Raw genomic sequence first — 24,553 nt, 5'->3', positions numbered from 1 at the left:
CGCGGATTATACGCAGAAATTCATAAGGTTTGTGACAATTAGAGCGATATAATAACGTCAGGCAATTCAACGGTACGTCAACCATCAGGTAGACGGCATAAAATATTCACGCGGGGCAACTATTATGGAAAATCGGCTGACTATTAAAGATATCGCTCGCCTGAGCGGTGTCGGGAAATCAACCGTCTCCCGCGTGCTGAATAATGAAAGCGGCGTCAGCGACCGCACCCGTGAACGCGTCGAAGCGGTGATGGTGCAGCACGGCTTCTCCCCTTCCCGCTCCGCGCGCGCCATGCGTGGACAGAGCGATAAGGTGGTGGCGATTATCGTCACCCGTCTGGACTCGCTGTCGGAAAATCTGGCGGTACAGACCATGCTGCCCGCCTTCTACGAGCAGGGCTATGACCCCATCATGATGGAAAGTCAGTTCTCACCGGAGAAAGTGGTCGAGCATCTGGCGATGCTTAAACGCCGCAATATCGACGGCGTGATCCTGTTTGGCTTTACCGGTGTAACCGAAGCGGTTCTGGGCGACTGGCACTCGACGTTGGTGTTGATGGCTCGTGATGCCAACGGTTTTGCCTCCGTCTGCTATGACGACACCGGGGCGATAACGCAACTGATGCAGCGCCTGTTCGAACTGGGCCATCGCCATATTAGTTTCCTCGGCGTTCCTCCTGCCGACGTCACCACCGGGCAGCGCCGCCACGATGCCTACCAAGCATTCTGCAAGCGCCACAAGCTCACACCAGTTGCCGCCCTACCGGGCCTGGCGATGAAGCAGGGTTACGACTTCGCAAGCCAGGTTATCACCCCGGAGACCACCGCGCTTATCTGTGCGACAGACACCCTCGCCCTCGGCGTGAGCAAGTATCTTCAGGAGCAGCGCATCGACAACGTGCAGTTAGCGAGCGTCGGTAACACGCCGCTGACCAAGTTCCTGCACCCGGAAATTATCACCGTCGATCCCGGCTACGCCGAGGCCGGACACCGCGCCGCAGAGCAGCTTATCGCCCAGATCAGTGGTAAGAGCGAACCGCATCAGATCGTGATCCCCGCCATTCTGTCCTAAGCTTAACAACAGCTTTAATGTGATCGCCGCAACGTTTCGGGAACGTTCCCATTTTCCCGAAACCGCAAACCCGTTAGGCTAATATTCAGCGTATTAATAACGGTTCGATCCTGTGTCCGTCAGATGGCTCGCGACAAAAAGCCTCTGAAGTGGCGGTATCGGGGAGATCTCACCTCTGTTTTAAGGCCCTATCATGAGCAAAAAAATAGACCAAAAGAACATCGATAAACTTATCGAGCTGGTTGGCGGGCGCGAGAACATCGCCACCGTCAGCCACTGCATCACGCGCCTGCGCTTTGTGCTTAACGATCCGGCTAAGGCCTCCCCGAAAGCTATCGAAGAGTTGCCGATGGTCAAAGGCTGTTTCACCAACGCCGGGCAGTTCCAGGTGGTTATCGGCACGGAAGTGGGCGACTACTACCAGGCGCTGCTTGCCACCACCGGCCAGACCGGTGCAGATAAAGAGCAGGCCAAAACGGCAGCTCGCCAGAATATGAAATGGCACGAGCAGATGATTTCTCACTTCGCTGAGATCTTCTTCCCGCTGCTGCCAGCGCTTATCAGTGGGGGTTTGATCTTAGGCTTCCGTAATGTGATCGGCGACCTGCCGATGAGCAACGGCCAGACGCTGGCGCAGATGCACCCGTCGCTGCAAACCATCTATGATTTCCTGTGGTTGATTGGTGAGGCGATCTTCTTCTATCTGCCGGTTGGTATCTGCTGGTCTGCGGTGAAGAAAATGGGCGGCACGCCGATCCTCGGCATCGTGCTCGGCGTCACGCTGGTTTCCCCGCAGCTGATGAACGCCTACCTGTTAGGTCAGCAGGTGCCTGAAGTGTGGAACTTCGGCCTGTTTACCATCGCCAAAGTCGGCTACCAGGCGCAGGTTATCCCAGCGCTGCTGGCGGGTCTGACCCTTGGCTTCATTGAGACGCGCCTTAAGCGCATCGTGCCGGACTACCTCTACCTGGTCATCGTGCCGGTATGCTCGCTGATTCTGGCGGTATTCCTCGCTCACGCGATTATCGGGCCATTCGGTCGCCTGATTGGCGACGGTGTGGCCTTCGCCGTGCGTCACCTGCTGACCGGCAGCTTCGCACCGATTGGCGCCGCGCTGTTCGGCTTCCTGTATGCGCCGCTGGTGATTACCGGTGTGCACCAGACCACGCTGGCTATTGATATGCAGATGATTCAGAGCATGGGCGGCACCCCGGTGTGGCCGATGATTGCCCTGTCGAACATCGCGCAGGCCTCTGCCGTCGTCGGCATCATCATTTGCAGCCGTAAGGCCAAAGAGCGTGAAATCTCCGTTCCGGCGGCTATCTCCGCCTACCTCGGCGTGACCGAACCAGCCATGTACGGGATCAACCTGAAGTACCGCTTCCCAATGCTCTGCGCGATGATCGGTTCCGGCATCGCGGGCCTGCTGTGCGGCCTGTATGGCGTGCTGGCGAACGGTATCGGCGTCGGCGGCCTGCCGGGCATCCTGTCGATTAAGCCAACCTTCTGGGGCGTCTACAGCATCGCGATGATTATCACCATCGTGGTACCGATTCTCCTGACGGTGATGGTCTACAAACGCAAAGAGCGTCAGGGCACGCTGCCCGTCATGTAACACACCTTCTTCGGGGCGCACTTGCGCCCCTGATTCTTATTAGAGGACAACCGAATGAATACACTACCTCACTGGTGGCAAAACGGCGTGATTTACCAGATCTACCCGAAAAGCTTCCAGGACACGACCGGCAGCGGAACGGGAGATCTGCGCGGCGTCACCTCACGTCTCGACTATCTGCAAAAGCTCGGCGTTGATGCCATCTGGATAACGCCGTTCTACGTTTCACCGCAGGTTGATAACGGCTACGACATTGCCAATTACACCGAGATCGACCCCTCTTACGGCACGATCGACGATTTTGACAAGCTGGTTGCCGAGGCGCATCAGCGCGGCATTCGCATTGTGCTCGACATGGTGTTGAACCACACCTCCACTCACCACGCGTGGTTTAAAGCGTCGCTGAACAAAGAGAGCCCCTATCGCCAGTTCTATATCTGGCGCGACGGCACGCCGGACACCCCGCCGAATAACTGGCGCTCGAAGTTTGGCGGCAACGCCTGGCAGTGGGACGCGGCCAGCGGCCAGTACTATCTGCATCTGTACGCTACCGAACAGGCGGATCTCAACTGGGAAAACGAGACGGTACGCGCCGAGCTGAAAAAGGTTTGTGAGTTCTGGGCCGATCGCGGCGTTGATGGTCTGCGCCTCGACGTTATCAACGTCATTTCCAAAGACCAGAGCTTCCCGGATGACCATCAGGGCGACGGCCGCCGTTTCTATACCGATGGCCCGCGCGCCCACGAGTTCCTGCAGGAGTTCAGCCGCGATGTCTTTACGCCGCACGGCCTGATGACCGTCGGCGAGATGTCCTCGACCACGCTTGAAAACTGCCAGCAGTACGCCTCTCTCGACGGCAAAGAGCTGTCGATGACCTTTAACTTCCACCACCTGAAGGTGGACTACCCTGGCGGCGAGAAGTGGACGCTGGCGCGCCCGGACTTCGTGGCGCTGAAATCACTGTTTAACCATTGGCAGCAGGGAATGCACAACCGGGCGTGGAACGCGCTGTTCTGGTGTAACCACGACCAGCCACGCATTGTTTCGCGCTTTGGCGACGAAGGTGAACACCGCGTCACCGCAGCGAAGATGCTGGCAATGGTGCTGCATGGGATGCAGGGCACGCCGTACATCTATCAGGGCGAAGAGATTGGCATGACCAACCCGCACTTCACGTCGATAGAGCAGTACCGCGACGTGGAGAGCCACAACATGTATAACGAGCTGCTGGCGCAGGGGCGAGATGCCGACGAGCTACTGGCGATTCTTGCCAGCAAATCCCGCGACAACAGCCGCACGCCAATGCAGTGGGATGCCAGCCCTAACGCTGGGTTTACCGAAGGCAAACCGTGGATTGGCGTCAGCCATAACTATGCTGAGATCAACGCCGAACGCGCGCTGGCAGAGCCGGATTCGGTGTTTTACGCCTACCAACAGCTGATTGCGCTGCGTAAATCCGAACCGGTGCTGACGTGGGGCGACTACCAGGATCTGCTGCCTGAGCACCCGTCGCTGTGGTGCTACCGACGTCAGTGGCAGGGACAAACGCTGTTGGTCGCCGCCAACCTCAGCGGCGAGCCGCAGGCCTGGGAGCCACCGGCTGGCTCCACCGATGGCGAGGTGCTGATGAGCAACTACGACACCCCTGCTGGCATGACGCTGCGTCCGTTTGAAGCTATCTGGTGGCTTCAACGTTAACCCCCGCCCCGGTAGCGCCCTGCTGCCGGGCTTCTTCGCATCACGCTGTTTTTCGGTCCTTTTTTGGACGCTTATTGAGCAGCAAAATTTACATTACCCTCAACGCTTGCCATCTGTACTCTTGCATTTTTACTTTGTTCTGAATCAATAAAAGCGCAAACATCTTTGATGCAAATCACTACATATAGAACTTAAAATGCGTCCCGGCCCAACATATGGTATTTATCGACTATCATTGCAACAATGATAATCACCAAAAAGATAGTCGGTATGTGGATAACCTGGGCCGCACACGAGGGAAAGTATTGGTTAATGGAGTGATTACGCCAATCGTCGTTTTCCCGCCTCTGTGGATAACCTGTTCTTATAACGTACTTATAAAATTGGAGTGATCATGACACCGCATGTGATGAAACGAGATGGCTGTAAAGTGCCGTTCAAATCAGAGCGCATCAAAGAAGCAATTCTGCGTGCAGCTAAAGCAGCGGGAGTCGATGACGCAGACTATTGCGCCACCGTCGCAGCAATCGTTAGCCAACAAATGCAGGGTCAGGCGCAGGTTGATATCAACGTGATTCAGACCGCCGTTGAGAACCAGCTGATGTCCGGGCCGTACAAGCAGCTCGCGCGTGCCTATATTGAATATCGCCACGACCGCGACAGCCAGCGCGAAAAACGCGGTCGTCTGAACCAGGAAATTCGCGGCCTGGTTGAGCAGACCAACTCGGCGCTGCTGAACGAGAACGCCAACAAAGACAGTAAAGTGATCCCAACCCAGCGCGACCTGCTGGCCGGTATCGTCGCTAAGCACTACGCTCGCCAGCACCTGCTGCCGCACGACGTGGTGATGGCGCACGAGCGCGGTGTTATCCACTACCACGACCTCGACTACTCGCCGTTCTTCCCGATGTTCAACTGTATGCTGATTGACCTGAAAGGCATGCTGACTCAGGGCTTTAAGATGGGCAACGCGGAGATCGAGCCGCCAAAATCCATCTCTACCGCGACTGCAGTGACCGCGCAGATCATCGCACAGGTGGCTAGCCACATTTACGGCGGCACCACCATCAACCGTATCGATGAAGTGCTGGCACCGTTTGTCACTGCCAGCTTCAACAAACATCGCCAAACCGCTGAAGAGTGGCAGATCCCGAACGCGGAAGAGTATGCCCGTTCTCGTACCGAGAAAGAGTGCTACGACGCCTTCCAGTCGCTGGAGTATGAAGTGAACACGCTGCATACCGCCAACGGCCAGACTCCGTTCGTCACCTTTGGCTTCGGGCTCGGCACCAGCTGGGAATCCCGCCTGATTCAGCAGTCCATTCTGCGCAATCGTATCGCGGGCCTCGGCAAAAACCGCAAAACCGCAGTGTTCCCGAAACTGGTCTTCGCCATTCGCGATGGTCTGAACCACAAGCCGGGCGATGCCAACTACGACATCAAACAGCTGGCGCTGGAGTGCGCGAGCAAGCGCATGTACCCGGACATCCTCAACTACGATCAGGTAGTGAAAGTCACCGGTTCGTTTAAAACCCCAATGGGCTGCCGCAGCTTCCTCGGCGTGTGGGAAAACGAGGACGGCGAACAGGTTCACGATGGCCGTAACAACCTCGGCGTAATCAGCCTCAACCTGCCGCGCATCGCGCTGGAAGCGAAAGGCGACGAAGCCGCGTTCTGGTCACTGCTGGACGAACGTCTGGTGCTGGCGCGTAAAGCGCTGATGACCCGTATCGCCCGTCTGGAAGGTGTGAAAGCCCGCGTGGCGCCAATCCTGTATATGGAAGGGGCCTGCGGCGTGCGTCTGAAAGCGGACGACGACGTTTCCGAAATCTTCAAAAACGGTCGTGCGTCTATTTCTCTGGGCTACATCGGTATCCACGAGACCATCAACGCGCTGTTCGGCAACCAGCATATGTACGACAGCGAAATGCTGCGTGAGAAAGGCGTGGCGATTGTTCAGCGTCTGCGCGACGCCGTTGACCAGTGGAAAGACGAAACCGGCTACGGCTTCAGCCTGTACAGCACGCCAAGTGAAAACCTGTGCGACCGCTTCTGCCGTCTGGACACCGCCGAGTTCGGCCTCGTTGAGGGCGTGACCGATAAAGGCTACTACACCAACAGCTTCCACCTCGACGTGGAGAAGAAGGTGAACCCGTACGACAAGATTGATTTTGAAGCGGCCTACCCGCCAATCGCCAACGGCGGCTTCATTTGCTACGGCGAGTACCCGAACATTCAGCACAACCTGAAGGCGCTGGAAGACGTGTGGGATTACAGCTATCAGCACGTGCCGTATTACGGCACCAACACGCCAATCGACGAGTGCTACGAGTGCGGTTTTACCGGTGAGTTCGAGTGCACCAGCAAAGGCTTCACCTGCCCGAAATGCGGTAACCACGACGCCGCGCGCGTCTCCGTGACTCGCCGCGTGTGCGGCTACCTCGGCAGCCCGGACGCCCGTCCGTTCAACGCCGGTAAGCAGGAAGAAGTGAAACGCCGCGTTAAGCACCTGGGTAACGGGCAGCTCGGTTAAGTTCGAGCGGTTTGTCCCCTCACCCTAACCCTCTCCCCTCAGGGGAGAGGGAACCGTTTTACCGCACGCTGCACGACCGTATACCGGCCGAAAATCTGGAACGCGAACATGAATTACCATCAATACTATCCCGTCGACATCGTTAACGGGCCGGGTACACGCTGCACGCTGTTTGTTTCCGGCTGCGTTCACGAATGCCCCGGCTGCTACAACAAGAGCACCTGGCGCGTGAACTCCGGCCAGCCGTTTACCGCCGAGATGGCCGACCGCATCATCGCCGACCTGAACGACACCCGCGTCAAACGCCAGGGAATTTCCCTCTCCGGCGGCGACCCGCTGCACCCGCAAAACGTACCGGAAATTCTCAAACTGGTTCAGCGCATTCACGCCGAATGCCCCGGCAAAGATATCTGGGTCTGGACCGGCTACAAGATTGACGAACTGAACGCTGCGCAGAGGGAAGTCGTGAATCTGATCAACGTGCTGGTCGACGGCAAATTTGTGCAGGACTTAAAAGACCCGGCGCTTATCTGGCGCGGCAGCAGTAATCAGGTGGTGCACCACCTGCGTTAATCCCCTACGTCAGCCGCTCAAAACCGGCTGACGCACTCCATCGCCACCGCCTTAAACTCATCAAAGCTGCGGGTCGCCGACAGGCGCGCCATGGCGCGTTCGCGCAGGAAAGTGACGAAAATATCGTAGATAGCCATCGCCTCTTCATACTCGCTTTTGCTGATCGCCAGCAGGAAGATGATGTGGGCGGTTTCGTCGCCCCAGGCGATGCCATGCGGGGCAATGACGGTGTAGACCACGGTTTTTTGCGCCAGCAGCCCCAGGGCGTGCGGCAGCGCGATGCCATCGCCGAGCATGGTGCTGACAATCGCTTCACGCTCCACCACCGAAGCGTGGAATGCCTCGTCGACAAACCCTTCCTGCTCAAGCTGCTGGCAGAGTTCGGCAAACAGCGTCTGCTGGTCCATCGGGCCATCGATAACCCGAAAATGAGCGGCGTCGAAGAACTTGTTCAGCATCCACGGGCGTGTGCGGTCGACCAGCACCAGCTTACCAATCTGGTCCAACTGGTAATCGGTGGGGAACGGTGAAATGGTGACGACCGGCTTCTCTTTTTCGCTGATACGCACCGTGGAAATGACAAAATCTTCGCTCACGCTTTCCAGCTGTTCGTACTCGCGCTGGGACAGCGTAGCGGCAATCTCCACCTGCGGATATTTACGCTGCAAAATGGCTTCAATCACCCGCACCATGGCGTTACCGGCATCGCACACCAGCAGCACCTTCGGCTGGCGCTGGTAGCCGATATTGTAGTGGCGCTCTAACCCCACGCCGATGTGCAGCACCAGAAAACCGATTTCGTTTTCGCTGATGGTGTACGGCGTATATTTCCCCCAGCTCGAAACCGCGGCCAGCGTCATATCCCACGCCATCGGGTAGTGCTGCTTGATGTTATCGAGCAGCGGGTTGGGGATCATAATCTGGTAGCGCACGCGGGTGATCATGGTCTTAATGTGGGTCAGCAGGTCCGCGTGGAGCTGCGCGTCCTCCAGCAGGTTGTAGTTATACTGCTGATTGATATAGCGCAGGATGTAGTTCACCAGCGCTTCATCGTCGTCGGCGCTGATGGTTTCCGGGTCGACGTCCTGTACCTGGCGGGCGGCAAGATGCACGCACAGCCAGGCTTCTTCGGCCTGAGAGAACGGTTTCCCGGTGAGCTTTTGCAGCGCGCTGGCCACGTCATGGGCGACATCGCGCACGTTTTGCGCGACCTCTTCGGCGCTGAAATCGGGCAGCGGGTAACCGTCGCTGACACGGCGCGCAACGACCGCACCGTACAGACAAATAAAGCGCTCCCCTACGTCGGTGAGACGGACATGATGGCGCACCAGCGTCTCCTCCAACACGGCTTCCAGCATGGCTGGCACGCTATCATCAAACGCCTCCTGGCGGATCATCGGGTTCAGCGGCCCCTGCTGGCTTAGCTCCCACAGCAGGTCGGTCAGACAGGCGCGAATCGACACCTCGCTGCCAAACAGCTTCATACCGTGGCGCGGGCGGGTCTCCAGCGTCAGCTGATAGCGCTGAAAGCGCTCGCGTACCTCTACCATATCGCCCTGCAGCGTCGCACGGCTGACAAACCACTCGTCGGCGAGATCCTCAAGCTTGATGGAGAACGCCGACGTCAGAAAACGCACCAGCAGGAAGTGAATGCGATCCTGGGCGGTGCGGGGAATATGCTGCGGCTTAGGTGCGGTCTCTTCCAGCGTCTGATAGCGAGAAGGATCGTCAATCTTTAACTGATAACCGCTGCCGCGAGTTAACACAAACTGCGCGCCGTAATTCATCAACAGCTCATTTAACGCGGTGATATCGGCGCGTACGGTGCGGGTCGAAACCGACAAGCGCTGCGCCAGTTCGTCCTGCGGCAGCGTTTCGTTTTGCAGCAGAGTAAAGAGTTGCGCTAAACGTTGATTGGGAAATCTCATGTCGGTTCCTTCCTGTTACGGCTTAAGGGGTGGCAGAAATCACCATCTGGGATGGGCTGCCAACCGGGGTGTAGTCCGGGGAGAACGTCAGTTTTCCGTCCTTCGGCGCTACGCTAAAGCGGGTGATATTGTCGCTACGCTGATTCATCACATAGAGCCAGTGCCCTTGCTTATCCAGCGTTAACGTTCGCGGATAGTCGCCACGCGTCCAGATGTCATCCTGATGTTTCAGGGTGCCATCGGCCATCACGGTAAAGTGGGCGATACTGTTGTGTAAGCGGTTAGCGACGTACAGCTGTTTGCCGTCCTGGCTTAATACCAGACCGGCGGCAAAGCTGGTGCCTTTATACTCTTTCGGTAAGGCAGAGACCGTTTTCCCTTCGCGCAGCAGTCCGCTCTGTTTATCGAGGTGATAAAACGTCAGCGTGGAAGCTTCTTCGTTAATCAACCATAGTCCATTCCCGGCAGGCGTGAAGACAAAATGTCGCGGCCCCGCCCCGGCGGACGATGCGGCGATAAACGGCGGGTCGTTCGGCGTCAGCTTGCCGCTGGCGCTGTCCATACGGTACTGATAGATCCTGTCCAGCCCCAGATCGGTCGAAAAGACAAACTTCCCGCTGGGATCGGCCGAGATCATATGGGCATGCGGGCCGTTATGATCGCTGACGGCAAAGCTGCCTTCAACCGCCGCAGCCGGCCGTGCTGCGCCCGCAGGGCCTTGATCCTGATGCGCATCCACCGCCTCACCCAGGCTGCCGTCTTCTTTCACCGGCAGGACGGCAATCGAGCCGCTCACGTAGTTCGCCACCAGCAGGTGGCGGCCATCTGGCGTCAGCGAGAGATAGACCGGGCCCGCGCCGCCGGAAGCCACCTGATTCAGCTCGCTCAGCTCGCCGCTCGCGGCAATGCGCCACGCTTGCACCACGCCTTTTTCTACTTCGCTGGCGGCGTACAGGGTTTTGCCATCCTGGCTGACGGTCAGCTGCGCGACGTTCGGCAGCGAACTGACGAGCGCTTTATCGCGCAGATCGCCGGTTTTGCCATCGACGGTAAAGCGATACAGACCTTCGCCGTTAGGGTTGTAGGTTCCCACCCAGGCGTACTGGGTTTGCGCGACGGCGCTGGCGGCAAGCAGAGAGAGTGAAGCAACAAGCAGGTGACGAGCGGTTGGCATGGTGACTCCTTGATGGTTCGGTGGGGGTTTTCCCCCTCACCCTAACCCTCTCCCCAGAGGGGCGAGGGAACCGTTCGGTACGTTTACGCACGTACGGCGCAAAAGGCACGGTAGGTTTTCTCCCTCTCCCCTATGGGGAGAGGGCCGGGGTGAGGGGGACAATCGTACTACTTAACAAGCTGTTTCGTGATCTCCAGCAGCTGACGCACATCCGCCGGACGCGTATTCCCGCTCGCCTTATCAATAATCGAGCTATAGATATGGGGGATAATTTTGCTAACGCCAGCATCCAGCGCAATTTTCAGGATTTCACCGTAGTTGTCGAGGTCAATGCCGCCGGTCGGTTCCAGCCAGAAATCATGGCGCGCGCAGGCTTCTGCCACCGCCACAAACTCATCGCGATGCTTCAGGCCGCCCATCGGGAAGTATTTAATCGAGCTTCCGCCCATATCTTTCAGCAGGGCAATGGCAGTCTCCAGCGGCACAATGCCGTCCGGCGCGTTGCTGGAGAGCGGGCCGGTGGAGATTTTCACCATACCGACGGTGCCAGTTGGCGATACCAGGCCGTTGACCACGGTCTCGTTCTGCCCCAACAGCGCGCGGCTGGTGCCAACGCCGGTGAAGACCTGGTTAACGTGCTGCGGCTGCACCTGGCGGGAAATTTCGCTGACCATCGCCGACTGGTTCGGGTCGCCCGCGCCCAGGCCGACAGACAGTGCGTTATCAATCAGCTTTGCGTATTCACGCATATCGGCCACCGCGCTGGCGATGTCCGGATAGTTTTTGGAGAGCACGCCCACCAGCACATGACCTTCCGCCGCTTCGTAAATCTCGCTGGCGTTCTGCTTGCTGCCTGCCAGAACGTTCAGGCAGACGCGGTCACGGTAAAAGTTTGGGGTCAGTTTCATGCTTTTTTCTCCTGGTTTAAGACTTCAGCAATACGGCGGGAGACAATCTCCAGCTGCTGCGCATCCACGCTGCGGACATCGGCTTCGATAATGCCTTCGTTGGCCTTGTAGCCGCGGAAGTAAATGGCGTATTCGCCCTGCTTCAGCGCCGCCACCAGGTCGCCGGTGTGGACGCCGGTCACGGCTTCATCAAATTTAATCTCGGCGCGCGCAATATCGCGGCCCGCGCTGTCCCACACCACGCGGGCGGTCACGCCGTTGAGCGTATTCAGCGCGTCGATGAATGGGGTCATTTTCGCCACCATCTCTTCGCCGCTCTCTTTGGTCGCCGTCAGGTAATGTTCGATGGCGCAGGTCAGGCCAAGAATGCCCTCTTTGCCCACTTTCATCGCACGACCAATGCCGTTCGACTGACGTTTGACCCACTCCACGTACTGGGTTTTACCGATAACCAGCCCGCTGGTCGGCCCTTCAATCGCTTTTGCGCCGCTGTAGATAACCAGATCCGCGCCCGCACGGTAGTAGGCCTGTAAATCTTCTTCCGCCGCCGCATCAACAATCAGCGGCAGATTGTGGCTGCGCGCGACCGCCGCGGCCTGCGCCACGTTGAGCATGCTTTTCTGCACGCAGTGGTGAGATTTAATGTACAGAATGGCCGCAGTACGCGGGGTGATAGCTGCCGCCAGCTGGTCGGCAGAGCATTCGTTGGCGTAGCCCGCTTCCACCAGCTTGCCGCCGCCCAGCGCCACCATGGTGCCGACCGGTGCGCCGAAGTTGACGTTGTGGCCTTTCGGCAGCACGATTTCGTTGTTTTCAATCGGGGTAACGTGCAGGTTTTCCAGCAGCCAGTCGCTGTCTTTTACCAGCACCGCCGCCACCGACTGCGCAATCCCGGCGGAGGCGCAGGAGACGACGGTCGCCCCTTCTACGTCCAGCAGCTTCGCAATGTAGGCGCCGGTTTTATTCACCAGATCTTTCATTTCGAAGTACTGGTTCATGCCCGCCATCGCGGCTTCCACCACTTCCGGGCGCGGCGTAGAGACGCCGAGAATCGTCATACGGCCGGAGGTGTTAATCACCTGTTTTAAATCGTATTTCTCAAAAATCGAAGGCATTTTCCGCACTCCCTTGTTCGGTCAGATAGCCCTTGCCCGCGCGAATCGCGGCAAGCGGCAGCAAAATCTTGTCAGCCTGAAGGCTCTCTTTTTCCGCATCCACCAGCACCGTTGGGGTCTGGGCAACGGTAAACAGCGTCAGGTCCGCGTCATACCCCACCGCCAGTTGCCCTTTACGGGTCAGGCGCAGGCCGTCGGCGGCATGGGCGGTGACGCAGTCAATAACCTGCGGCAGCGACATACCGATGGCGAGGAACTTCGACATCACCAGCGCCAGCGAGCGTACCGGGCCGTCGATGCGGTTACGGCAGTAAATATCGGAGCTGATAGTGTGTGGCAGAATCCCCATCGCAATCGCCCGGCGGGCCACTTCAAAGCTGAAGCTGGCGGTGCCGTGGCCGACGTCGAGACGCACGCCGCGCTTTAAGGCGCGCACGATAGAGCCGCGCAGTTCGCCTTCCGGCGTCAGGATGCGGTTCGGTTTGCCGTTGTAGCAGTGGGTGATGATGTCGCCGGAACTCAGCAGTTCGGCAATTTCATCGAGGTTTGGCGGGTTGTTGCCAATGTGCACCATCAGCGGCAGGTCGCCGTTTTCTTTCTGGATGGCTTTGCCACGCTCCAGCGGGGTAATGCCGTTTTCGCCGACCACGCTGCTGCTCATGCGCGCTTTCAGGCCGACGATAAAGTCCGGGTGGCGCGCCACCGCCTGTTTCACCGCTTCCGCATCGATATTGGCCATATTGGCCAGTTCGTTCTGGGCAATCAGCCCCACACGGGAGATGTTGAGCAGCGCATAGACGTCGGTCGCCGCTTTGCGGGTCAACTGGTAGAAATCGTCCACGTCATCGGCCCCGGTGCTGCCAGCATCAATCACGGTGGTGACACCGGTGGCGATACCGACGCTGTCCGGTTCATCGTGATAAATCGGTGAGTTCGGGTAGCAATGGACGTGGGAGTCAATCCAACCGGCGCTGGCGTAGTATTTGCCGTCCAGCTCAATGGTTTTCAGGGCAGGCGCGCTAATCTCGCCCAGCGCCGCGATTGAACCGTCCTTGATGGCGATATCAGTCAGGGTATCGTCGACGAGGCGCGCACGGCGCAGGAGTAAATCAAACATATCTCTCTCCTGTTAAGACGGGCGCCAGAGCGCCCGCAGGGTTTAACTAATCGCTACCGGGAAGATGGAACCCAGCAGCATCGCGCCGAGAATAGCGCCGCCGGTAATCGGCTTCTGCCAGACATAGAAAATCAGCGCGCCAATCAGCGAGCCCACGCCGATAGGAATCGAGGCGGTCATGGCGCTGAGGATAATCAACGGGCCAAGGAAGCGGCCGGAGGCGTTACCTGCGCCCATCATGACGTCGGCCCCGTAGGTGGAGTCGCTCTGGTTGATGGTGAACTTACGCGCCAGGATGATGATGTAGCCAATCGCCAGACCAATCACCAGCCCGGTAATCAGGGAGGCGATAAAGTTGGTCACCGGGAACATGATGCCCGCGCCCAGCAGCAGCGCTGGAACCCCAAGGCCCACGCCGGTTTGGATCGCGCCACCGATGTCCAGAATGCCCACCAGCGAACCTTCGATGATACGGGCGAACAGGAAGCTCGCGCCGAACGCGGCAACGGCACCGTAAGCCCCGGTATCAATCCCGGCTTTCAGCATCGCCACGAAGGCCACTTCGTTGAAAGCGCCGATGCCGTAGAGGTAGTACATATGCGTCCCGGCGAACACGCCGGAGGAGAGCAGGCCAACGAAGATCGGGAACGACCAGTCGGCATACCAAAAACCTTTATTTTGTTCCATGTCAGGCTCCCGTTATTTGCCGCTGATTGAGCTGTGGATCAGATCCAGCCAGTTCGGTACGGTCAGGTGGAAGGATTCAATCATCTTCATGTCGAAGCCGCGGAAGAAGGCACTCAGGACGAACAGTGCAATAATCGCACCCATCATCACTTTGGTGACGCGATGCCAGCCGCTCTCTTCAACACCCTTACCAATCAGAATACCCAGCACCAGGCCCGGTACGGCGTTACCCATAATCAGCTGCGCTGCGCCGCCAAAGATGGTGGCCCAGAAGCCTGATTTCTTACCGGCATCAATCGCTGCCAGCCAGAAAATAACCGGCATGACGGTGTTCACCAGCAGGTTGGCTGCCGGAACCAGTACCTTAACGGCGGTGACCTGCAGCGCCTGCGGTACGGAAGAGGCCGTCAGGTTGAGGAAGGCCACCACGATCATGCCGATAATGCCGCAGGCAATCGCCATTTTGCGTGGGTTATGCAGCGTCTCGCCGACGTTGCGATTTTTCACCATCAGTGCCGCCGCGCCCCAGTTCGGGATAATGCGGTGGTCAACGTCCTGGGTGAAGGAACCTGCTGCGACGGAAGAAGCCCAGGCGTTAAAGAAGAAGCCGAGGCCAAAGGAGAAGTGGGAAGCCGGATCGCCTTCGCAGGAGTTCAGCTCGCCCAACGTACGAAACGCCCCCATCCCCTGCGTGGTGGGCGCGTGAAACATGCGTGCCGCTCCGGCGCCCACGCCGACGCCAACCAGACCGCCGATAATGAGCGATTTTATTAAAATTATCAGGAACATAGTATGACCCTTTGGTGAAAATCAGGTTTGCGTGACGAAATCCACTTTATCGATATCGATGGCGGTCACGTTGACGGTCACGTCCAGCTCCACGCTGTACGCTCGTCGTTCACGGCGTAAAAAGAAGAATAAGAACGCCTCTTTTCGTACCGCTTCGCGCGCATGAACAACCTGCACATCCTGTGGCTCAATACGCAGTAAGATGCGCGATGATGTTTTCATCACCGCTGCCTGCACGTGGTTCAGGGCATCGGCGAACGCCCGTGTTTTGCTCTCGCCTTTGCCCGTGACCCTCACCGTGGTGGTGAATTGCTCTTTCATACTCAAGCGCCGTACTTCTTCTTCCAGGCCTCTACCAGGCGTTCACCCAGCTCTTCTTTGTCCATAAAGCCGAAGCCCAGCACGTTGCAGCCTTCGTTAATGGCGGTGACGCCCTCTTCCACTGAACGCATGCCGTATTTCGCTTTGTAGCCATATTTGGTCTGCGCGGTGATAGCACCCGCACCGCCACTGCCGCAGAAGGAGATACCGAAGGTCGCGTTTTCGGCCTTCATCATGTCGCCCAGCTTCATGTCGGCGGCTACGCCCGGTACCACAACTGCACGAGCACCGGCTTTTTCCGCGCCAGCGGCAACTTTTTGTCCTTTACCCAGGCGGTCGCCAATTACTACGGTGATCTGTTCCATTTGTTGCTCCTTACAGGTTGTCTTTTGCTACTTCGAAGTGAACGGAGAGCAGCCAGGCCTCTTCATCAGGCAGGTTGCCGAACTCCGCGACCACTTCGCGGGCAAGCATCATTGAATCGTCAGAAATCTCTTCAAACAGGCTTTCATCCACTTCCGGCAGCGGCTCGCCGCTGATGGACCGGTGGGCCATGGCCCGCACGTGGGAGGTCAGCATTTGCTCCTGCACGTCGTTAGGGGTGATATCGCGGCGGCGTAACAGTGCGAACACCTGCTGCAACATCTTGTCGGCCAGCCGTTCGGTCTGTAGCGCCAGCTCCCCTGCGTCGTGTATTACCGCTCCGTTATTCACTCGTGTTACCCCGCTAATGTCTCTGGGGATAAACCTAACGCCGGGGGATGGGAGTTTGTAGCGAGTTGTTTTCCACTTCGAAGTGGAAAGGTAGACGGCTTGAGTGATCGGATTCACATATTCGCCACGAAAGTAACGATTTCGATATATTCGCGTGATGAATGTCACGTCTAAGGGACAAGGTCATTGGAAAGGCGAATGGCAAAACGAAGGTGAAAAGTGTGATATCGGTGAAGTTTTTCGGAATTTGTATCGGACTAAAAGGGCAGGTACTTATCGGGTAAGACAGTAGCAATCAGGCAGTAAGCCCGCTGCGCTAAGATATAGGGTGAAAATATTTCGCCCTATATCAAAATTGATGCAGGGTGGTAATTAAATAGAGGTGTTACGAGCAGGAATATGAAGCAATACATTGTCGAGGTCACGACTGCTATATTTCGGCATGATTTCAACATAAACAATCCCGGCTTTACGACATACTTCCTTTTTTACAGCATCCCGCTGAATGGAATCGTTCTGATAATGGCCACTCCCCTGATATTCTACCACAACGACTGGTTCGCCATAGGGCGAGATAATAACGAAATCGACACGTTTACTATTAACGCAGCCATATGCACTCCTGTCAGTTGAACCGACAAATTCCCCCATGCTAACCTGTGCAAAAAGGCGGTAGCCAGGATGGTTGCTCTTAAGCATCGGTTCTAGTCGAGCAAACAAACCATACTCATCTTTATTCATTAATTTATTTTTATGGAAGTCGCTCCGAGCCACAATATCGAGTTGACTTTCAGGTTTATTAAACTTTATCTGATATTTTTTTGCCGGCTTTTTATTAACTAGCAAAACAACAATCAGTACAATTATAAATAAAAATAATATATATTCCATTAAATAAAAGCCCCATCGATTCACCAAACAAATAATTAATTATTAAAAGTCATCATGGGAAAAGAATAATGGAAAAGGCGGTAAAAATCACCGCCTTGATAATAATTAGCGGAACTTCTTGTGGTTCTCGTTGCGGGTGGTTTTGAAATCTTCCGCGGCGGCCTGGGCTTCTTTCACTTTGCCCTCGTTCGCCAGCTTCAGCGCACCGTCAATCTGACCAATCAGCGTATCCATCCCATGGTGATAGTCTTTCATTTCTGCGCTGTCAGCCGCTTTGCCTTCCAGCTTCGGCGGGGTCTCTTTTTTAGCATCTTCTGCTGCGGTACGCATCTTCGTCAGCGCCGCTTTCAGCTCACCCGCATCGGTGGTCTTCTGCACGACCTGCAGATTTTCCGCCAGGGTGTCCATATCTTCGCCCAGGTCAGCAAAGGCAGAAGCCGAACCCAGCGCCAGCGCGGAGACCGCCAGCATCGCAACCAGTTTTTTACGCATTGCTCACTTCCTTTTTATTATTTAAGCGAACGGGCGCAGCAGGATGCGCCCAATACGTGATTACTGTCCGGCGATTTTCATCTCCGGTAACAGTACGGAACCACATTGAATGTTACTGCGTGTCTCAATATCGTCGGCGATAGTGACCATATTGCGCCACATGTCTTTCAGGTTGCCAGCGATGGTGATTTCACTCACCGGATACTGAATTTCGCCGTTCTCAACCCAGAAGCCGGATGCACCGCGAGAGTAGTCGCCGGTGATGCCGCTAACACCCTGCCCCATCAGTTCAGTCACGACAAGACCCGTGCCCATCTCTTTAAGCAACTTTTCAAAACTCAGGCCACGACCGGCAATGCGCCAGTTGTGGATGCCGCCCGCGTGGCCGGTGCTCTTCAGGCCCAGCTTACGCGCGGAGTAGTTGGTCAGCAGCCACTGGGTCAGCACGCCGTCTTTGATGATGTCGCGACGCTCAGTGCGCACGCCTTCGCCGTCAAACGGCGTCGACGCCAGCCCTTTCAGCAGATGCGGATGCTCTTCAATGGTCAGCCATTCCGGCAGAATTTGCTTGCCGAGGGAGTCCAGCAGGAAGGTCGATTTACGGTAAACCGAGCCGCCAGCAATCGCGCCCACCAGGTGGCCAAACAGCCCGGTTGCCACTTCGTTGGCGAAAATCACCGGCGCCTTCATGGTGGAGAGCTTGCGCGGCTCCAGGCGAGACAGGGTGCGACGCGCGCACTCTTCACCGACCCATTCAGGGGACTGCAGGTCGCTCAGCGCGCGGCCGATGGTATAGGCGTAGTCACGCTCCATGTCGCCGTTCACTTCGGCAATCACGCAGCTGGACAGGGAGTGACGGGTCGAGCAGTAGCTTTGCAGCATGCCGTGGCTGTTGCCGAAGACTTTAATGCCGTAGTGGCTGTTAAAGCTGCCGCCTTCGGTGTTGGTAATGCGTTTATCAGCCTTCAGCGAAGCCTGCTCTGCGCGAGCCGCCATTTCGATGGCTTCATCCGGGGAGACTTCCGCCGGGTGGAACAGGTCAAGATCCGGGGCTTCAAAGGCCAGCAGTTCTTTGTCTGCCACGCCAGCACACAGGTCCGGCGAGGTGTAGCGCGCGATATCCAGCGCCGCCTGCACGGTACGAGCGATAGCATCCGGGCTCAGGTCGGTGGACGATGCGCTGCCTTTACGGTTCTGGTGATAGACGGTAATCCCCAGCGCCCCGTCGCTATTAAATTCGACGTTTTCGACTTCACCATAACGGGTGCTTACGCCGATGCCGGTGGTTTTACTGACCGCCACTTCCGCGCCGTCTGATTGAGTGGCTGCCAGTTCCAGCGCCATAGAGACCGCTTTTTCCAGCGCAATACGTTGTTGTGCAACTTGTGTGATCACTTTCATCGTCTAAGCCATAATCTGAGGTAAAGTTAAATGAAGTCTAACAGAGAACCCTTTCTCAGTATGCGCTCAAGCTGTTAGTATTAGCCTCTTTTTTAAGGAGCCTGAAATGACAAAGCAGCCCGAAGACTGGCTCGACGACGTCCCCGGTGATGATATCGAAGACGAAGATGATGAAATTATCTGGGTCAGCAAGAGTGAAATTAAACGTGATGCCGAAGAGCTGAAGAAGCTTGGGGTAGAACTGGTTGAGCTCGGTAAGAACGCGCTGGATAAAATCCCGCTGGACGCCGACCTGCGCGCCGCCATTGAACTGGCGCAGCGTATTAAGATGGAAGGCCGCCGCCGCCAGCTGCAGCTGATTGGTAAAATGCTGCGTCAGCGTGACGTAGAACCTTTCCGTCAGGCGCTGGATAAGCTGAAAAACCGCCACAACCAACAGGTTGTTGTGTTCCATAAACTGGAACAGCTGCGTGACCGTATGGTTGACGGTAGCGATGAAGCCATCGAAGAAGTGATGAACCTGTGGCCTGACGCCGACCGTCAGCAACTGCGTTCGCTGGTGCGTAACGCCAGGAAAGAAAAAGCCGGCAACAAGCCGCCAAAATCTTCCCGCCAGATCTTCCAGTATCTGCGCGAGCTGTCCGAACACCAGGACTAAGCGTCAGTAAAATACCTCTTTCTCTGAAAGAGGTATTTTTATCAGTTGAACGCATATTATTTTATATTCCCACAATGAATGTATATCGCCCCATATTTTCAATCACCCCATATTAATTGACGACTTAATTTTCCTGGTGTTAATATTTCGAGGGAACACTAACAATTAAAGGATTAATTATGGCAAGTGATAAACTTAGTCAAAAATGGAGCGATCGTTTCGATTTCTTTAATAATTATGGCTTACCTGGTTCGACATCCTATAGAGAGGAACTAAAAACTCTTCGATGGTCAAAGCGCGGTCGTTTTAACTTTAACTTCTACGGTTTTTTCTTTGGCTTTATCTATTTCTGTATTCTTGGGTTATGGAAGAAAGGGTTAGTACTATTATTTTCATCTATAATCCTCACCACCATCATCATGCTTTTAGAATATATTCTGGATGTAAATCTATCATATCTCTACAGAGTAATAAATATTTCATATGCCATTTTCTGTGGTATGTCAGTTAATGCTGCATATTATCTTCAGACTGTGAAAGAAATTGATAGCTGGAACCCTCTCCAGGGAATGACCAAAGCCAGTGCATATGAACTGTCTTAACCAGACAGTTCTTGGTATGGCAGGGCGGGGACATTCCCCCCTGCCATTTGACATTCAAAGGTTACACGCCAGAAAGAAAATAAAGATATCAGCCATCATTGACAACAATGATAAAACCAGTACAAAGAATGATTTCAATCTACAATAGGGGGATATGACGCCAGCAAAACTCATACATAACCCCACCATCAGCGATAATGATATGATTGGAAAATGAATGATAGCAATGGTTTCGAGCGTACTGTCATTCCAGCCATATTTACTACCAATGAAAATCAAGAGAATCATTAGTAATAAAAAAAGAATGCTGGTAATGCATGACCACATGGCAATACTGACCATTACTGATTTACTTTTCTCTTTAGATATTCGCCATGGTGACATATCCACTTTAATTTCCTTTATATAAAGATGATTATGCGCAATAATTACCGGTGAGAAAGTCATTGATGATGCTATGAGTTACCAGGTTAGCAACATAATAAATGCAATAATGTGACCAACAACTACCAGCACTGATAATATAAATATAAGAAATGATTCTAATCGGTAAGAGGGTAAAACCATACAAATAAAACTCACCACGCTGCCAAAAATCAATAAGACAGGAATAGAATATGCAATAATATAGCCGACAACGCTTATAGGCCCATCGTTCAAATCATACTTTTCGCCAATAAATATTAAAAGATAGAGCAGAAGCGAAAATAGAATACTAAAAATGACGGACCAGAAAGAGGCGCTGACGACTTCGGCTTTATTTATCTTCTTCAACATTCGCCTCAGTGATATATCCACCCAACATCTCCTTGATATTGAAAAACAATACGATGCTGCACGGCATTGCTTATTTTGTAAAGATAAAACCACGATGAAAAATATGGCGTCGTTAAAATTATCAGTAATGTGTGATGAAAGGATTGTTTTTATACGGTGCTGACTCTGTCACAAAGCAGCCCGATAGCGCTACGTTTATCGGGCTGTACGCTTTTTCATGCCATCACAATCTGGCACAAATCATAGTTGAAGCGCTGGTACTGCCCTTCGTCAATCGGTTGCGGGTAGCTCAGCACGATCAGTTCGTGATCGGCGATGCCGGCATGGTAGGTCGGGTGCGCGTGCGGCCACGGGTTGGCGAAGAATCCCATGCTTTCATAGAAACGCAGACGCTTGTGGGCTATCTCGGTGGTCAGCGGGTCGATTTCCAGAATGGTTTTCGGCGCACGCTCGAGGATCTGCCCCAGCAGACGTTTGCCGTAACCCTGGGAACGTAGGCTGCTGTCGACCGCCAGATGTTCAATATAGACGTAGCCGTCGAACGCCCAGCATCCACTCATGCCAATAAACTGTTCACCATCGAACCACGCTTCCAGCGCGTAGTGCGGGGAGTTAAGTGCGCGTTGTTTAGCGGGGAGTTCGCGCTGTTCGTGCCAGGGGAAGGCGTGAGTGTAAAGGGTGTCTAGTGAGGGGAAAAGGACGGAGTCGGTGGTGGTGATTTTTTTGGCGGTGAGCATTTTTGGTTTCCGGGGAAAGGGCTATATCGAGCGAGCCCCCCTCACCCCGGCCCTCTCCCCAAAGGGGCGAGGGAGAAAACCGTCCGTGCCTTCTGCTCGTATGGTAAGGGAGAAAACCGGGCGGTCCCCTCTCCCCTTTGGGGAGAGGGTTAGGGTGAGGGGGCAACCCGCTCAGCGCAACATCAGCGAATTACTCCTGCTGCGCTTTCTTCGCCAGCCCGTCGAGCAGTTTCTGATGAATGCCGCCGAAGCCGCCGTTACTCATCACCAGAATATGGTCGCCAGGCTCGGCGCTCTTCACAATCATATCGGCCAGCGCGTCTACGTCAGCGCTCCAGTGCGCAGGCTGCACGCAGGCTTCTGCCACTTCCGCGACCTGCCACGGAATGTGCTGCGGCTGCAGCAGGAACACTTCATCCGCGCGGCCCAGAGACGGCGCCAGGTCGTCTTTGCAGACGCCCATTTTCATGGTGTTCGAGCGCGGTTCCAGCACGGCGATGATTTTCGCGGTACCGCCCACTTTGCCGCGCAGCGCTTGCAGCGTCGCGAGGATAGCCGTTGGGTGGTGCGCGAAGTCGTCATAAACGCAAACGCCGTTGGCTTCACCACGAAGCTCCAGACGACGACGGGCGTTGATAAAGCTGCCCAGCGCGTTGGCGGCATCGGCTGGCGTCACACCAACATGACGCGCGGCGGCAATCGCCATCAGGCCGTTATGCATGTTGTGTTCGCCGACCAGGCCCCACTTCACTTCACCGACTTTTTCACCGTCGAGCAGTACTTCCCACTCGGAGGCGTCGGTATTGAGTTTTTTCGCCTGCCAGTGGCCCTGCTCGCCCACCAGCTCCTGCTCGCTCCAGCAGCCCATTGTCATCACCTGTTTCAGGTTGGCGTCGTTTTCCGGCAGGATGATACGGCCCTGGCCCGGAACGATGCGCACCAGATGGTGGAACTGTTTCTGGATAGCTTTCAGGTCGTCGAAGATATCCGCATGATCGAATTCAAGGTTGTTGAGGATCAGCGTACGCGGGCAGTAATGCACGAATTTGGAGCGCTTATCGAAGAAGGCGCAGTCGTATTCATCGGCTTCAATCACGAAGAACGGGCTGTCGCCCAGACGCGCGGAAACCTCGAAGTTCCCCGGTACGCCGCCGATCACGAAGCCCGGCTGGTAGCCGCACTCTTCAAGGATCCAGGTCGCCATACCGGCAGTGGTGGTTTTGCCGTGGGTACCGGCAACCGCCACAACCCAGCGATCGCGCAGCACGAAGTCGTGCAGCCACTGCGGGCCGGACATATACGGAATGTTCTTTTCCAGCACCGCTTCTACGCACGGGTTACCGCGCGTCATGGCGTTGCCGATGATCACCAGATCCGGCTGCGGGTCGAGCTGACTTGCGTCATAACCCTGAATTAAATCAATGCCTTGCTTTTCAAGCAGCGTGCTCATCGGGGGATACACATTGGCATCCGAACCCGTGACTTCATGACCCAGCGAGCGAGCCAGCATCGCCAGACCGCCCATGAAGGTGCCACAAATACCCAAAATATGAATGCGCATACGTCACTATCCTTTTTTTATCTGCTCCGCATTTTACCCATATGTTTGCCAGCAGAGAAACGCATTTAAGGATATTCCGTAGTTTGCTGGCGCGATTCACCAGTGCGAATTTTTTTTATTCTTTGTTAATATTGTTGCAGTCGTTTTACTCAACATCCACTGTCAGGGAAAGTGTTATGAAAACGTTAGGTGAATTTATTGTCGAAAAGCAGCACGAGTTCTCTCATGCTACCGGTGAGCTCACTGCTTTGCTGTCGGCAATAAAGCTAGGTGCCAAGATCATCCACCGCGATATCAATAAGGCCGGTCTGGTCGATATCCTGGGTGCCAGCGGCGCAGAAAACGTACAGGGAGAAGTACAACAAAAGCTCGATTTGTTCGCAAACGAGAAGCTGAAAGCCGCGCTGCGCGCCCGTGACATCGTCGCTGGTATCGCCTCCGAAGAAGAAGACGAAATTGTCGTATTCGACGGCTGCGAACACGCGAAGTATGTGGTCCTGATGGACCCGCTGGATGGCTCATCTAATATCGACGTTAACGTCTCTGTCGGTACCATCTTCTCTATCTATCGTCGCGTAACCCCAGTGGGTACGCCGGTCACCGAAGAAGATTTCCTGCAGCCGGGCAACCGCCAGGTCGCCGCGGGCTATGTGGTTTACGGCTCCTCCACCATGTTGGTGTACACCACCGGCTGTGGCGTGCACGCCTTTACCTATGACCCGTCACTGGGCGTGTTCTGCCTGTGTCAGGAGCGTATGCGCTTCCCTCAGCGCGGTAGCACCTACTCCATCAACGAAGGTAACTACATCAAGTTCCCGAACGGGGTGAAGAAGTACATCAAGTTCTGCCAGGAAGAAGATAAGTCCACGCAGCGCCCGTACACCTCACGCTACATCGGTTCTCTGGTTGCCGATTTCCACCGCAACCTGCTGAAAGGCGGGATCTACCTGTACCCAAGCACCGCCAGCCACCCGGATGGGAAACTGCGTCTGCTGTATGAGTGCAACCCAATGGCGTTCCTCGCGGAACAGGCCGGCGGCAAGGCCAGCGATGGGAAAGAGCGTATTCTGGATATCGTGCCGGAAACCCTGCACCAGCGTCGTTCGTTCTTCGTGGGTAACGACCATATGGTGGAAGACGTTGAGCGTTTGATTCGCGAGTTCCCGGACGCGTAATCTTATTGAGGATGC

Annotated in this window: 25 protein-coding genes; 8 read left to right on the top strand and 17 right to left on the bottom strand. The window is 55.5% G+C overall.

Annotation, left to right across the window (positions count from 1 at the left end; translation table 11 throughout):
- The first annotated feature begins 124 nt into the window (after positions 1-124).
- From treR to nrdG, 5 genes are all read left to right on the top strand, one after another.
- Complete coding sequence (treR, locus tag AB2B48_RS20575) at positions 125-1,072, top strand: trehalose operon repressor TreR (RefSeq protein WP_368300043.1); 948 nt, start codon at positions 125-127, stop codon at positions 1,070-1,072.
- Positions 1,073-1,265: 193 nt separating this feature from the next.
- A complete protein-coding gene (treB, locus tag AB2B48_RS20570) occupies positions 1,266-2,687 on the top strand; it encodes a PTS trehalose transporter subunit IIBC (protein WP_185669153.1) in 1,422 nt (473 codons plus the stop codon).
- 54 nt (positions 2,688-2,741) lie between these two features.
- Positions 2,742-4,385 (top strand): alpha,alpha-phosphotrehalase, encoded by a 1,644-nt coding sequence (treC, locus tag AB2B48_RS20565; RefSeq protein WP_368300041.1) that lies wholly within the window; start codon positions 2,742-2,744, stop codon positions 4,383-4,385.
- Positions 4,386-4,779: 394 nt separating this feature from the next.
- The gene (nrdD, locus tag AB2B48_RS20560) at positions 4,780-6,918 is read left to right on the top strand and encodes an anaerobic ribonucleoside-triphosphate reductase (protein WP_333499727.1); all 2,139 of its coding nucleotides are present in this window, start codon (positions 4,780-4,782) and stop codon (positions 6,916-6,918) included.
- A 108-nt stretch (positions 6,919-7,026) separates the two neighbouring features.
- Positions 7,027-7,491 carry an anaerobic ribonucleoside-triphosphate reductase-activating protein gene (nrdG, locus tag AB2B48_RS20555; protein WP_333499728.1) on the top strand — a complete coding sequence of 155 codons (465 nt, stop codon included), beginning with the start codon at positions 7,027-7,029 and terminating at the stop codon, positions 7,489-7,491.
- Between the two features lie 17 nt (positions 7,492-7,508).
- On the opposite strand, the gene AB2B48_RS20550 is transcribed toward nrdG, so the two are convergent.
- From AB2B48_RS20550 to pmbA, 13 genes are all read right to left on the bottom strand, one after another.
- Positions 7,509-9,419 carry a BglG family transcription antiterminator gene (locus tag AB2B48_RS20550; RefSeq protein ID WP_368300039.1) on the bottom strand — a complete coding sequence of 637 codons (1,911 nt, stop codon included), beginning with the start codon at positions 9,417-9,419 and terminating at the stop codon, positions 7,509-7,511.
- 22 nt (positions 9,420-9,441) lie between these two features.
- On the bottom strand, positions 9,442-10,593 hold the full coding sequence (locus AB2B48_RS20545) for a lactonase family protein (RefSeq protein ID WP_220439613.1): 1,152 nt from the start codon (positions 10,591-10,593) through the stop codon (positions 9,442-9,444).
- 167 nt (positions 10,594-10,760) lie between these two features.
- Positions 10,761-11,501: a 2-dehydro-3-deoxy-phosphogluconate aldolase gene (locus AB2B48_RS20540; protein ID WP_368300036.1), complete on the bottom strand. Its 741-nt coding sequence runs from the start codon at positions 11,499-11,501 to the stop codon at positions 10,761-10,763.
- Positions 11,498-12,616 carry a DgaE family pyridoxal phosphate-dependent ammonia lyase gene (locus AB2B48_RS20535; RefSeq protein ID WP_333012842.1) on the bottom strand — a complete coding sequence of 373 codons (1,119 nt, stop codon included), beginning with the start codon at positions 12,614-12,616 and terminating at the stop codon, positions 11,498-11,500. Before AB2B48_RS20535 ends, AB2B48_RS20540 begins: the two co-directional genes overlap by 4 nt.
- Positions 12,600-13,733, bottom strand: a complete 1,134-nt coding sequence (locus AB2B48_RS20530) for an amidohydrolase/deacetylase family metallohydrolase (protein ID WP_368300035.1) — start codon at positions 13,731-13,733, stop codon at positions 12,600-12,602. Before AB2B48_RS20530 ends, AB2B48_RS20535 begins: the two co-directional genes overlap by 17 nt.
- 42 nt (positions 13,734-13,775) lie before the next feature.
- The gene (locus tag AB2B48_RS20525) at positions 13,776-14,420 is read right to left on the bottom strand and encodes a DUF4310 family protein (RefSeq protein ID WP_035892755.1); all 645 of its coding nucleotides are present in this window, start codon (positions 14,418-14,420) and stop codon (positions 13,776-13,778) included.
- Between the two features lie 12 nt (positions 14,421-14,432).
- A complete protein-coding gene (locus tag AB2B48_RS20520; RefSeq protein ID WP_185669144.1) occupies positions 14,433-15,209 on the bottom strand; it encodes a DUF4311 domain-containing protein in 777 nt (258 codons plus the stop codon).
- Positions 15,210-15,230: 21 nt separating this feature from the next.
- Complete coding sequence (locus AB2B48_RS20515) at positions 15,231-15,530, bottom strand: DUF4312 family protein (protein ID WP_035892752.1); 300 nt, start codon at positions 15,528-15,530, stop codon at positions 15,231-15,233.
- 2 nt (positions 15,531-15,532) lie between these two features.
- Positions 15,533-15,895 carry an SFCGS family glycine-rich protein gene (locus tag AB2B48_RS20510; RefSeq protein WP_004206501.1) on the bottom strand — a complete coding sequence of 121 codons (363 nt, stop codon included), beginning with the start codon at positions 15,893-15,895 and terminating at the stop codon, positions 15,533-15,535.
- A 10-nt stretch (positions 15,896-15,905) separates the two neighbouring features.
- Positions 15,906-16,244: a glycine dehydrogenase gene (locus AB2B48_RS20505; protein WP_368300033.1), complete on the bottom strand. Its 339-nt coding sequence runs from the start codon at positions 16,242-16,244 to the stop codon at positions 15,906-15,908.
- A 372-nt stretch (positions 16,245-16,616) separates the two neighbouring features.
- Positions 16,617-17,135 carry a DUF2726 domain-containing protein gene (locus tag AB2B48_RS20500; RefSeq protein ID WP_368300031.1) on the bottom strand — a complete coding sequence of 173 codons (519 nt, stop codon included), beginning with the start codon at positions 17,133-17,135 and terminating at the stop codon, positions 16,617-16,619.
- A gap of 105 nt (positions 17,136-17,240) precedes the next feature.
- Complete coding sequence (gene cybC, locus AB2B48_RS20495; RefSeq protein ID WP_333499736.1) at positions 17,241-17,627, bottom strand: cytochrome b562; 387 nt, start codon at positions 17,625-17,627, stop codon at positions 17,241-17,243.
- A gap of 60 nt (positions 17,628-17,687) precedes the next feature.
- On the bottom strand, positions 17,688-19,028 hold the full coding sequence (gene pmbA, locus AB2B48_RS20490; RefSeq protein ID WP_368300029.1) for a metalloprotease PmbA: 1,341 nt from the start codon (positions 19,026-19,028) through the stop codon (positions 17,688-17,690).
- Positions 19,029-19,134: 106 nt separating this feature from the next.
- Here pmbA and yjgA point away from each other — a divergent pair, with 106 nt between their 5' ends.
- The gene (gene yjgA, locus AB2B48_RS20485) at positions 19,135-19,686 is read left to right on the top strand and encodes a ribosome biogenesis factor YjgA (RefSeq protein ID WP_185669140.1); all 552 of its coding nucleotides are present in this window, start codon (positions 19,135-19,137) and stop codon (positions 19,684-19,686) included.
- A gap of 179 nt (positions 19,687-19,865) precedes the next feature.
- Positions 19,866-20,288, top strand: coding sequence for a DUF2628 domain-containing protein (locus tag AB2B48_RS20480; RefSeq protein WP_368300027.1), 423 nt, complete (start codon positions 19,866-19,868; stop codon positions 20,286-20,288).
- A 54-nt stretch (positions 20,289-20,342) separates the two neighbouring features.
- On the opposite strand, the gene AB2B48_RS20475 is transcribed toward AB2B48_RS20480, so the two are convergent.
- The 4 genes from AB2B48_RS20475 to mpl form a co-directional block, all read right to left on the bottom strand.
- Positions 20,343-20,678 carry a hypothetical protein gene (locus tag AB2B48_RS20475; RefSeq protein WP_368300026.1) on the bottom strand — a complete coding sequence of 112 codons (336 nt, stop codon included), beginning with the start codon at positions 20,676-20,678 and terminating at the stop codon, positions 20,343-20,345.
- A 72-nt stretch (positions 20,679-20,750) separates the two neighbouring features.
- Positions 20,751-21,086: a hypothetical protein gene (locus AB2B48_RS20470; protein ID WP_368300025.1), complete on the bottom strand. Its 336-nt coding sequence runs from the start codon at positions 21,084-21,086 to the stop codon at positions 20,751-20,753.
- A 194-nt stretch (positions 21,087-21,280) separates the two neighbouring features.
- Positions 21,281-21,802 carry a GNAT family N-acetyltransferase gene (locus tag AB2B48_RS20465; RefSeq protein ID WP_368300024.1) on the bottom strand — a complete coding sequence of 174 codons (522 nt, stop codon included), beginning with the start codon at positions 21,800-21,802 and terminating at the stop codon, positions 21,281-21,283.
- A gap of 190 nt (positions 21,803-21,992) precedes the next feature.
- Positions 21,993-23,363: a UDP-N-acetylmuramate:L-alanyl-gamma-D-glutamyl-meso-diaminopimelate ligase gene (mpl, locus tag AB2B48_RS20460; RefSeq protein WP_368300023.1), complete on the bottom strand. Its 1,371-nt coding sequence runs from the start codon at positions 23,361-23,363 to the stop codon at positions 21,993-21,995.
- A gap of 176 nt (positions 23,364-23,539) precedes the next feature.
- Here mpl and fbp point away from each other — a divergent pair, with 176 nt between their 5' ends.
- On the top strand, positions 23,540-24,538 hold the full coding sequence (fbp, locus tag AB2B48_RS20455; RefSeq protein ID WP_185669138.1) for a class 1 fructose-bisphosphatase: 999 nt from the start codon (positions 23,540-23,542) through the stop codon (positions 24,536-24,538).
- Positions 24,539-24,553 lie beyond the last annotated feature (15 nt).

This window comes from Kluyvera sichuanensis (genome assembly GCF_040930405.1).
Classification (GTDB): domain Bacteria; phylum Pseudomonadota; class Gammaproteobacteria; order Enterobacterales; family Enterobacteriaceae; genus Kluyvera; species Kluyvera sichuanensis.
Note: the sequence above shows the minus strand (reverse complement) of the source record. Positions and strands in the feature narration are given on the sequence as shown.

What these genes read in the sequence shown, in the direction of transcription:
- treR (WP_368300043.1), top strand. Translation starts at nt 125, where the DNA reads ATGGAAAATCGGCTGACTATTAAAGATATCGCTCGCCTGAGCGGTGTC.
- treB (WP_185669153.1), top strand. Translation starts at nt 1,266, where the DNA reads ATGAGCAAAAAAATAGACCAAAAGAACATCGATAAACTTATCGAGCTG.
- treC (WP_368300041.1), top strand. Translation starts at nt 2,742, where the DNA reads ATGAATACACTACCTCACTGGTGGCAAAACGGCGTGATTTACCAGATC.
- nrdD (WP_333499727.1), top strand. Translation starts at nt 4,780, where the DNA reads ATGACACCGCATGTGATGAAACGAGATGGCTGTAAAGTGCCGTTCAAA.
- nrdG (WP_333499728.1), top strand. Translation starts at nt 7,027, where the DNA reads ATGAATTACCATCAATACTATCCCGTCGACATCGTTAACGGGCCGGGT.
- AB2B48_RS20550 (WP_368300039.1), bottom strand. Translation starts at nt 9,419, where the DNA reads ATGAGATTTCCCAATCAACGTTTAGCGCAACTCTTTACTCTGCTGCAA.
- AB2B48_RS20545 (WP_220439613.1), bottom strand. Translation starts at nt 10,593, where the DNA reads ATGCCAACCGCTCGTCACCTGCTTGTTGCTTCACTCTCTCTGCTTGCC.
- AB2B48_RS20540 (WP_368300036.1), bottom strand. Translation starts at nt 11,501, where the DNA reads ATGAAACTGACCCCAAACTTTTACCGTGACCGCGTCTGCCTGAACGTT.
- AB2B48_RS20535 (WP_333012842.1), bottom strand. Translation starts at nt 12,616, where the DNA reads ATGCCTTCGATTTTTGAGAAATACGATTTAAAACAGGTGATTAACACC.
- AB2B48_RS20530 (WP_368300035.1), bottom strand. Translation starts at nt 13,733, where the DNA reads ATGTTTGATTTACTCCTGCGCCGTGCGCGCCTCGTCGACGATACCCTG.
- AB2B48_RS20525 (WP_035892755.1), bottom strand. Translation starts at nt 14,420, where the DNA reads ATGGAACAAAATAAAGGTTTTTGGTATGCCGACTGGTCGTTCCCGATC.
- AB2B48_RS20520 (WP_185669144.1), bottom strand. Translation starts at nt 15,209, where the DNA reads ATGTTCCTGATAATTTTAATAAAATCGCTCATTATCGGCGGTCTGGTT.
- AB2B48_RS20515 (WP_035892752.1), bottom strand. Translation starts at nt 15,530, where the DNA reads ATGAAAGAGCAATTCACCACCACGGTGAGGGTCACGGGCAAAGGCGAG.
- AB2B48_RS20510 (WP_004206501.1), bottom strand. Translation starts at nt 15,895, where the DNA reads ATGGAACAGATCACCGTAGTAATTGGCGACCGCCTGGGTAAAGGACAA.
- AB2B48_RS20500 (WP_368300031.1), bottom strand. Translation starts at nt 17,135, where the DNA reads ATGGAATATATATTATTTTTATTTATAATTGTACTGATTGTTGTTTTG.
- cybC (WP_333499736.1), bottom strand. Translation starts at nt 17,627, where the DNA reads ATGCGTAAAAAACTGGTTGCGATGCTGGCGGTCTCCGCGCTGGCGCTG.
- pmbA (WP_368300029.1), bottom strand. Translation starts at nt 19,028, where the DNA reads ATGAAAGTGATCACACAAGTTGCACAACAACGTATTGCGCTGGAAAAA.
- yjgA (WP_185669140.1), top strand. Translation starts at nt 19,135, where the DNA reads ATGACAAAGCAGCCCGAAGACTGGCTCGACGACGTCCCCGGTGATGAT.
- AB2B48_RS20480 (WP_368300027.1), top strand. Translation starts at nt 19,866, where the DNA reads ATGGCAAGTGATAAACTTAGTCAAAAATGGAGCGATCGTTTCGATTTC.
- AB2B48_RS20465 (WP_368300024.1), bottom strand. Translation starts at nt 21,802, where the DNA reads ATGCTCACCGCCAAAAAAATCACCACCACCGACTCCGTCCTTTTCCCC.
- mpl (WP_368300023.1), bottom strand. Translation starts at nt 23,363, where the DNA reads ATGCGCATTCATATTTTGGGTATTTGTGGCACCTTCATGGGCGGTCTG.
- fbp (WP_185669138.1), top strand. Translation starts at nt 23,540, where the DNA reads ATGAAAACGTTAGGTGAATTTATTGTCGAAAAGCAGCACGAGTTCTCT.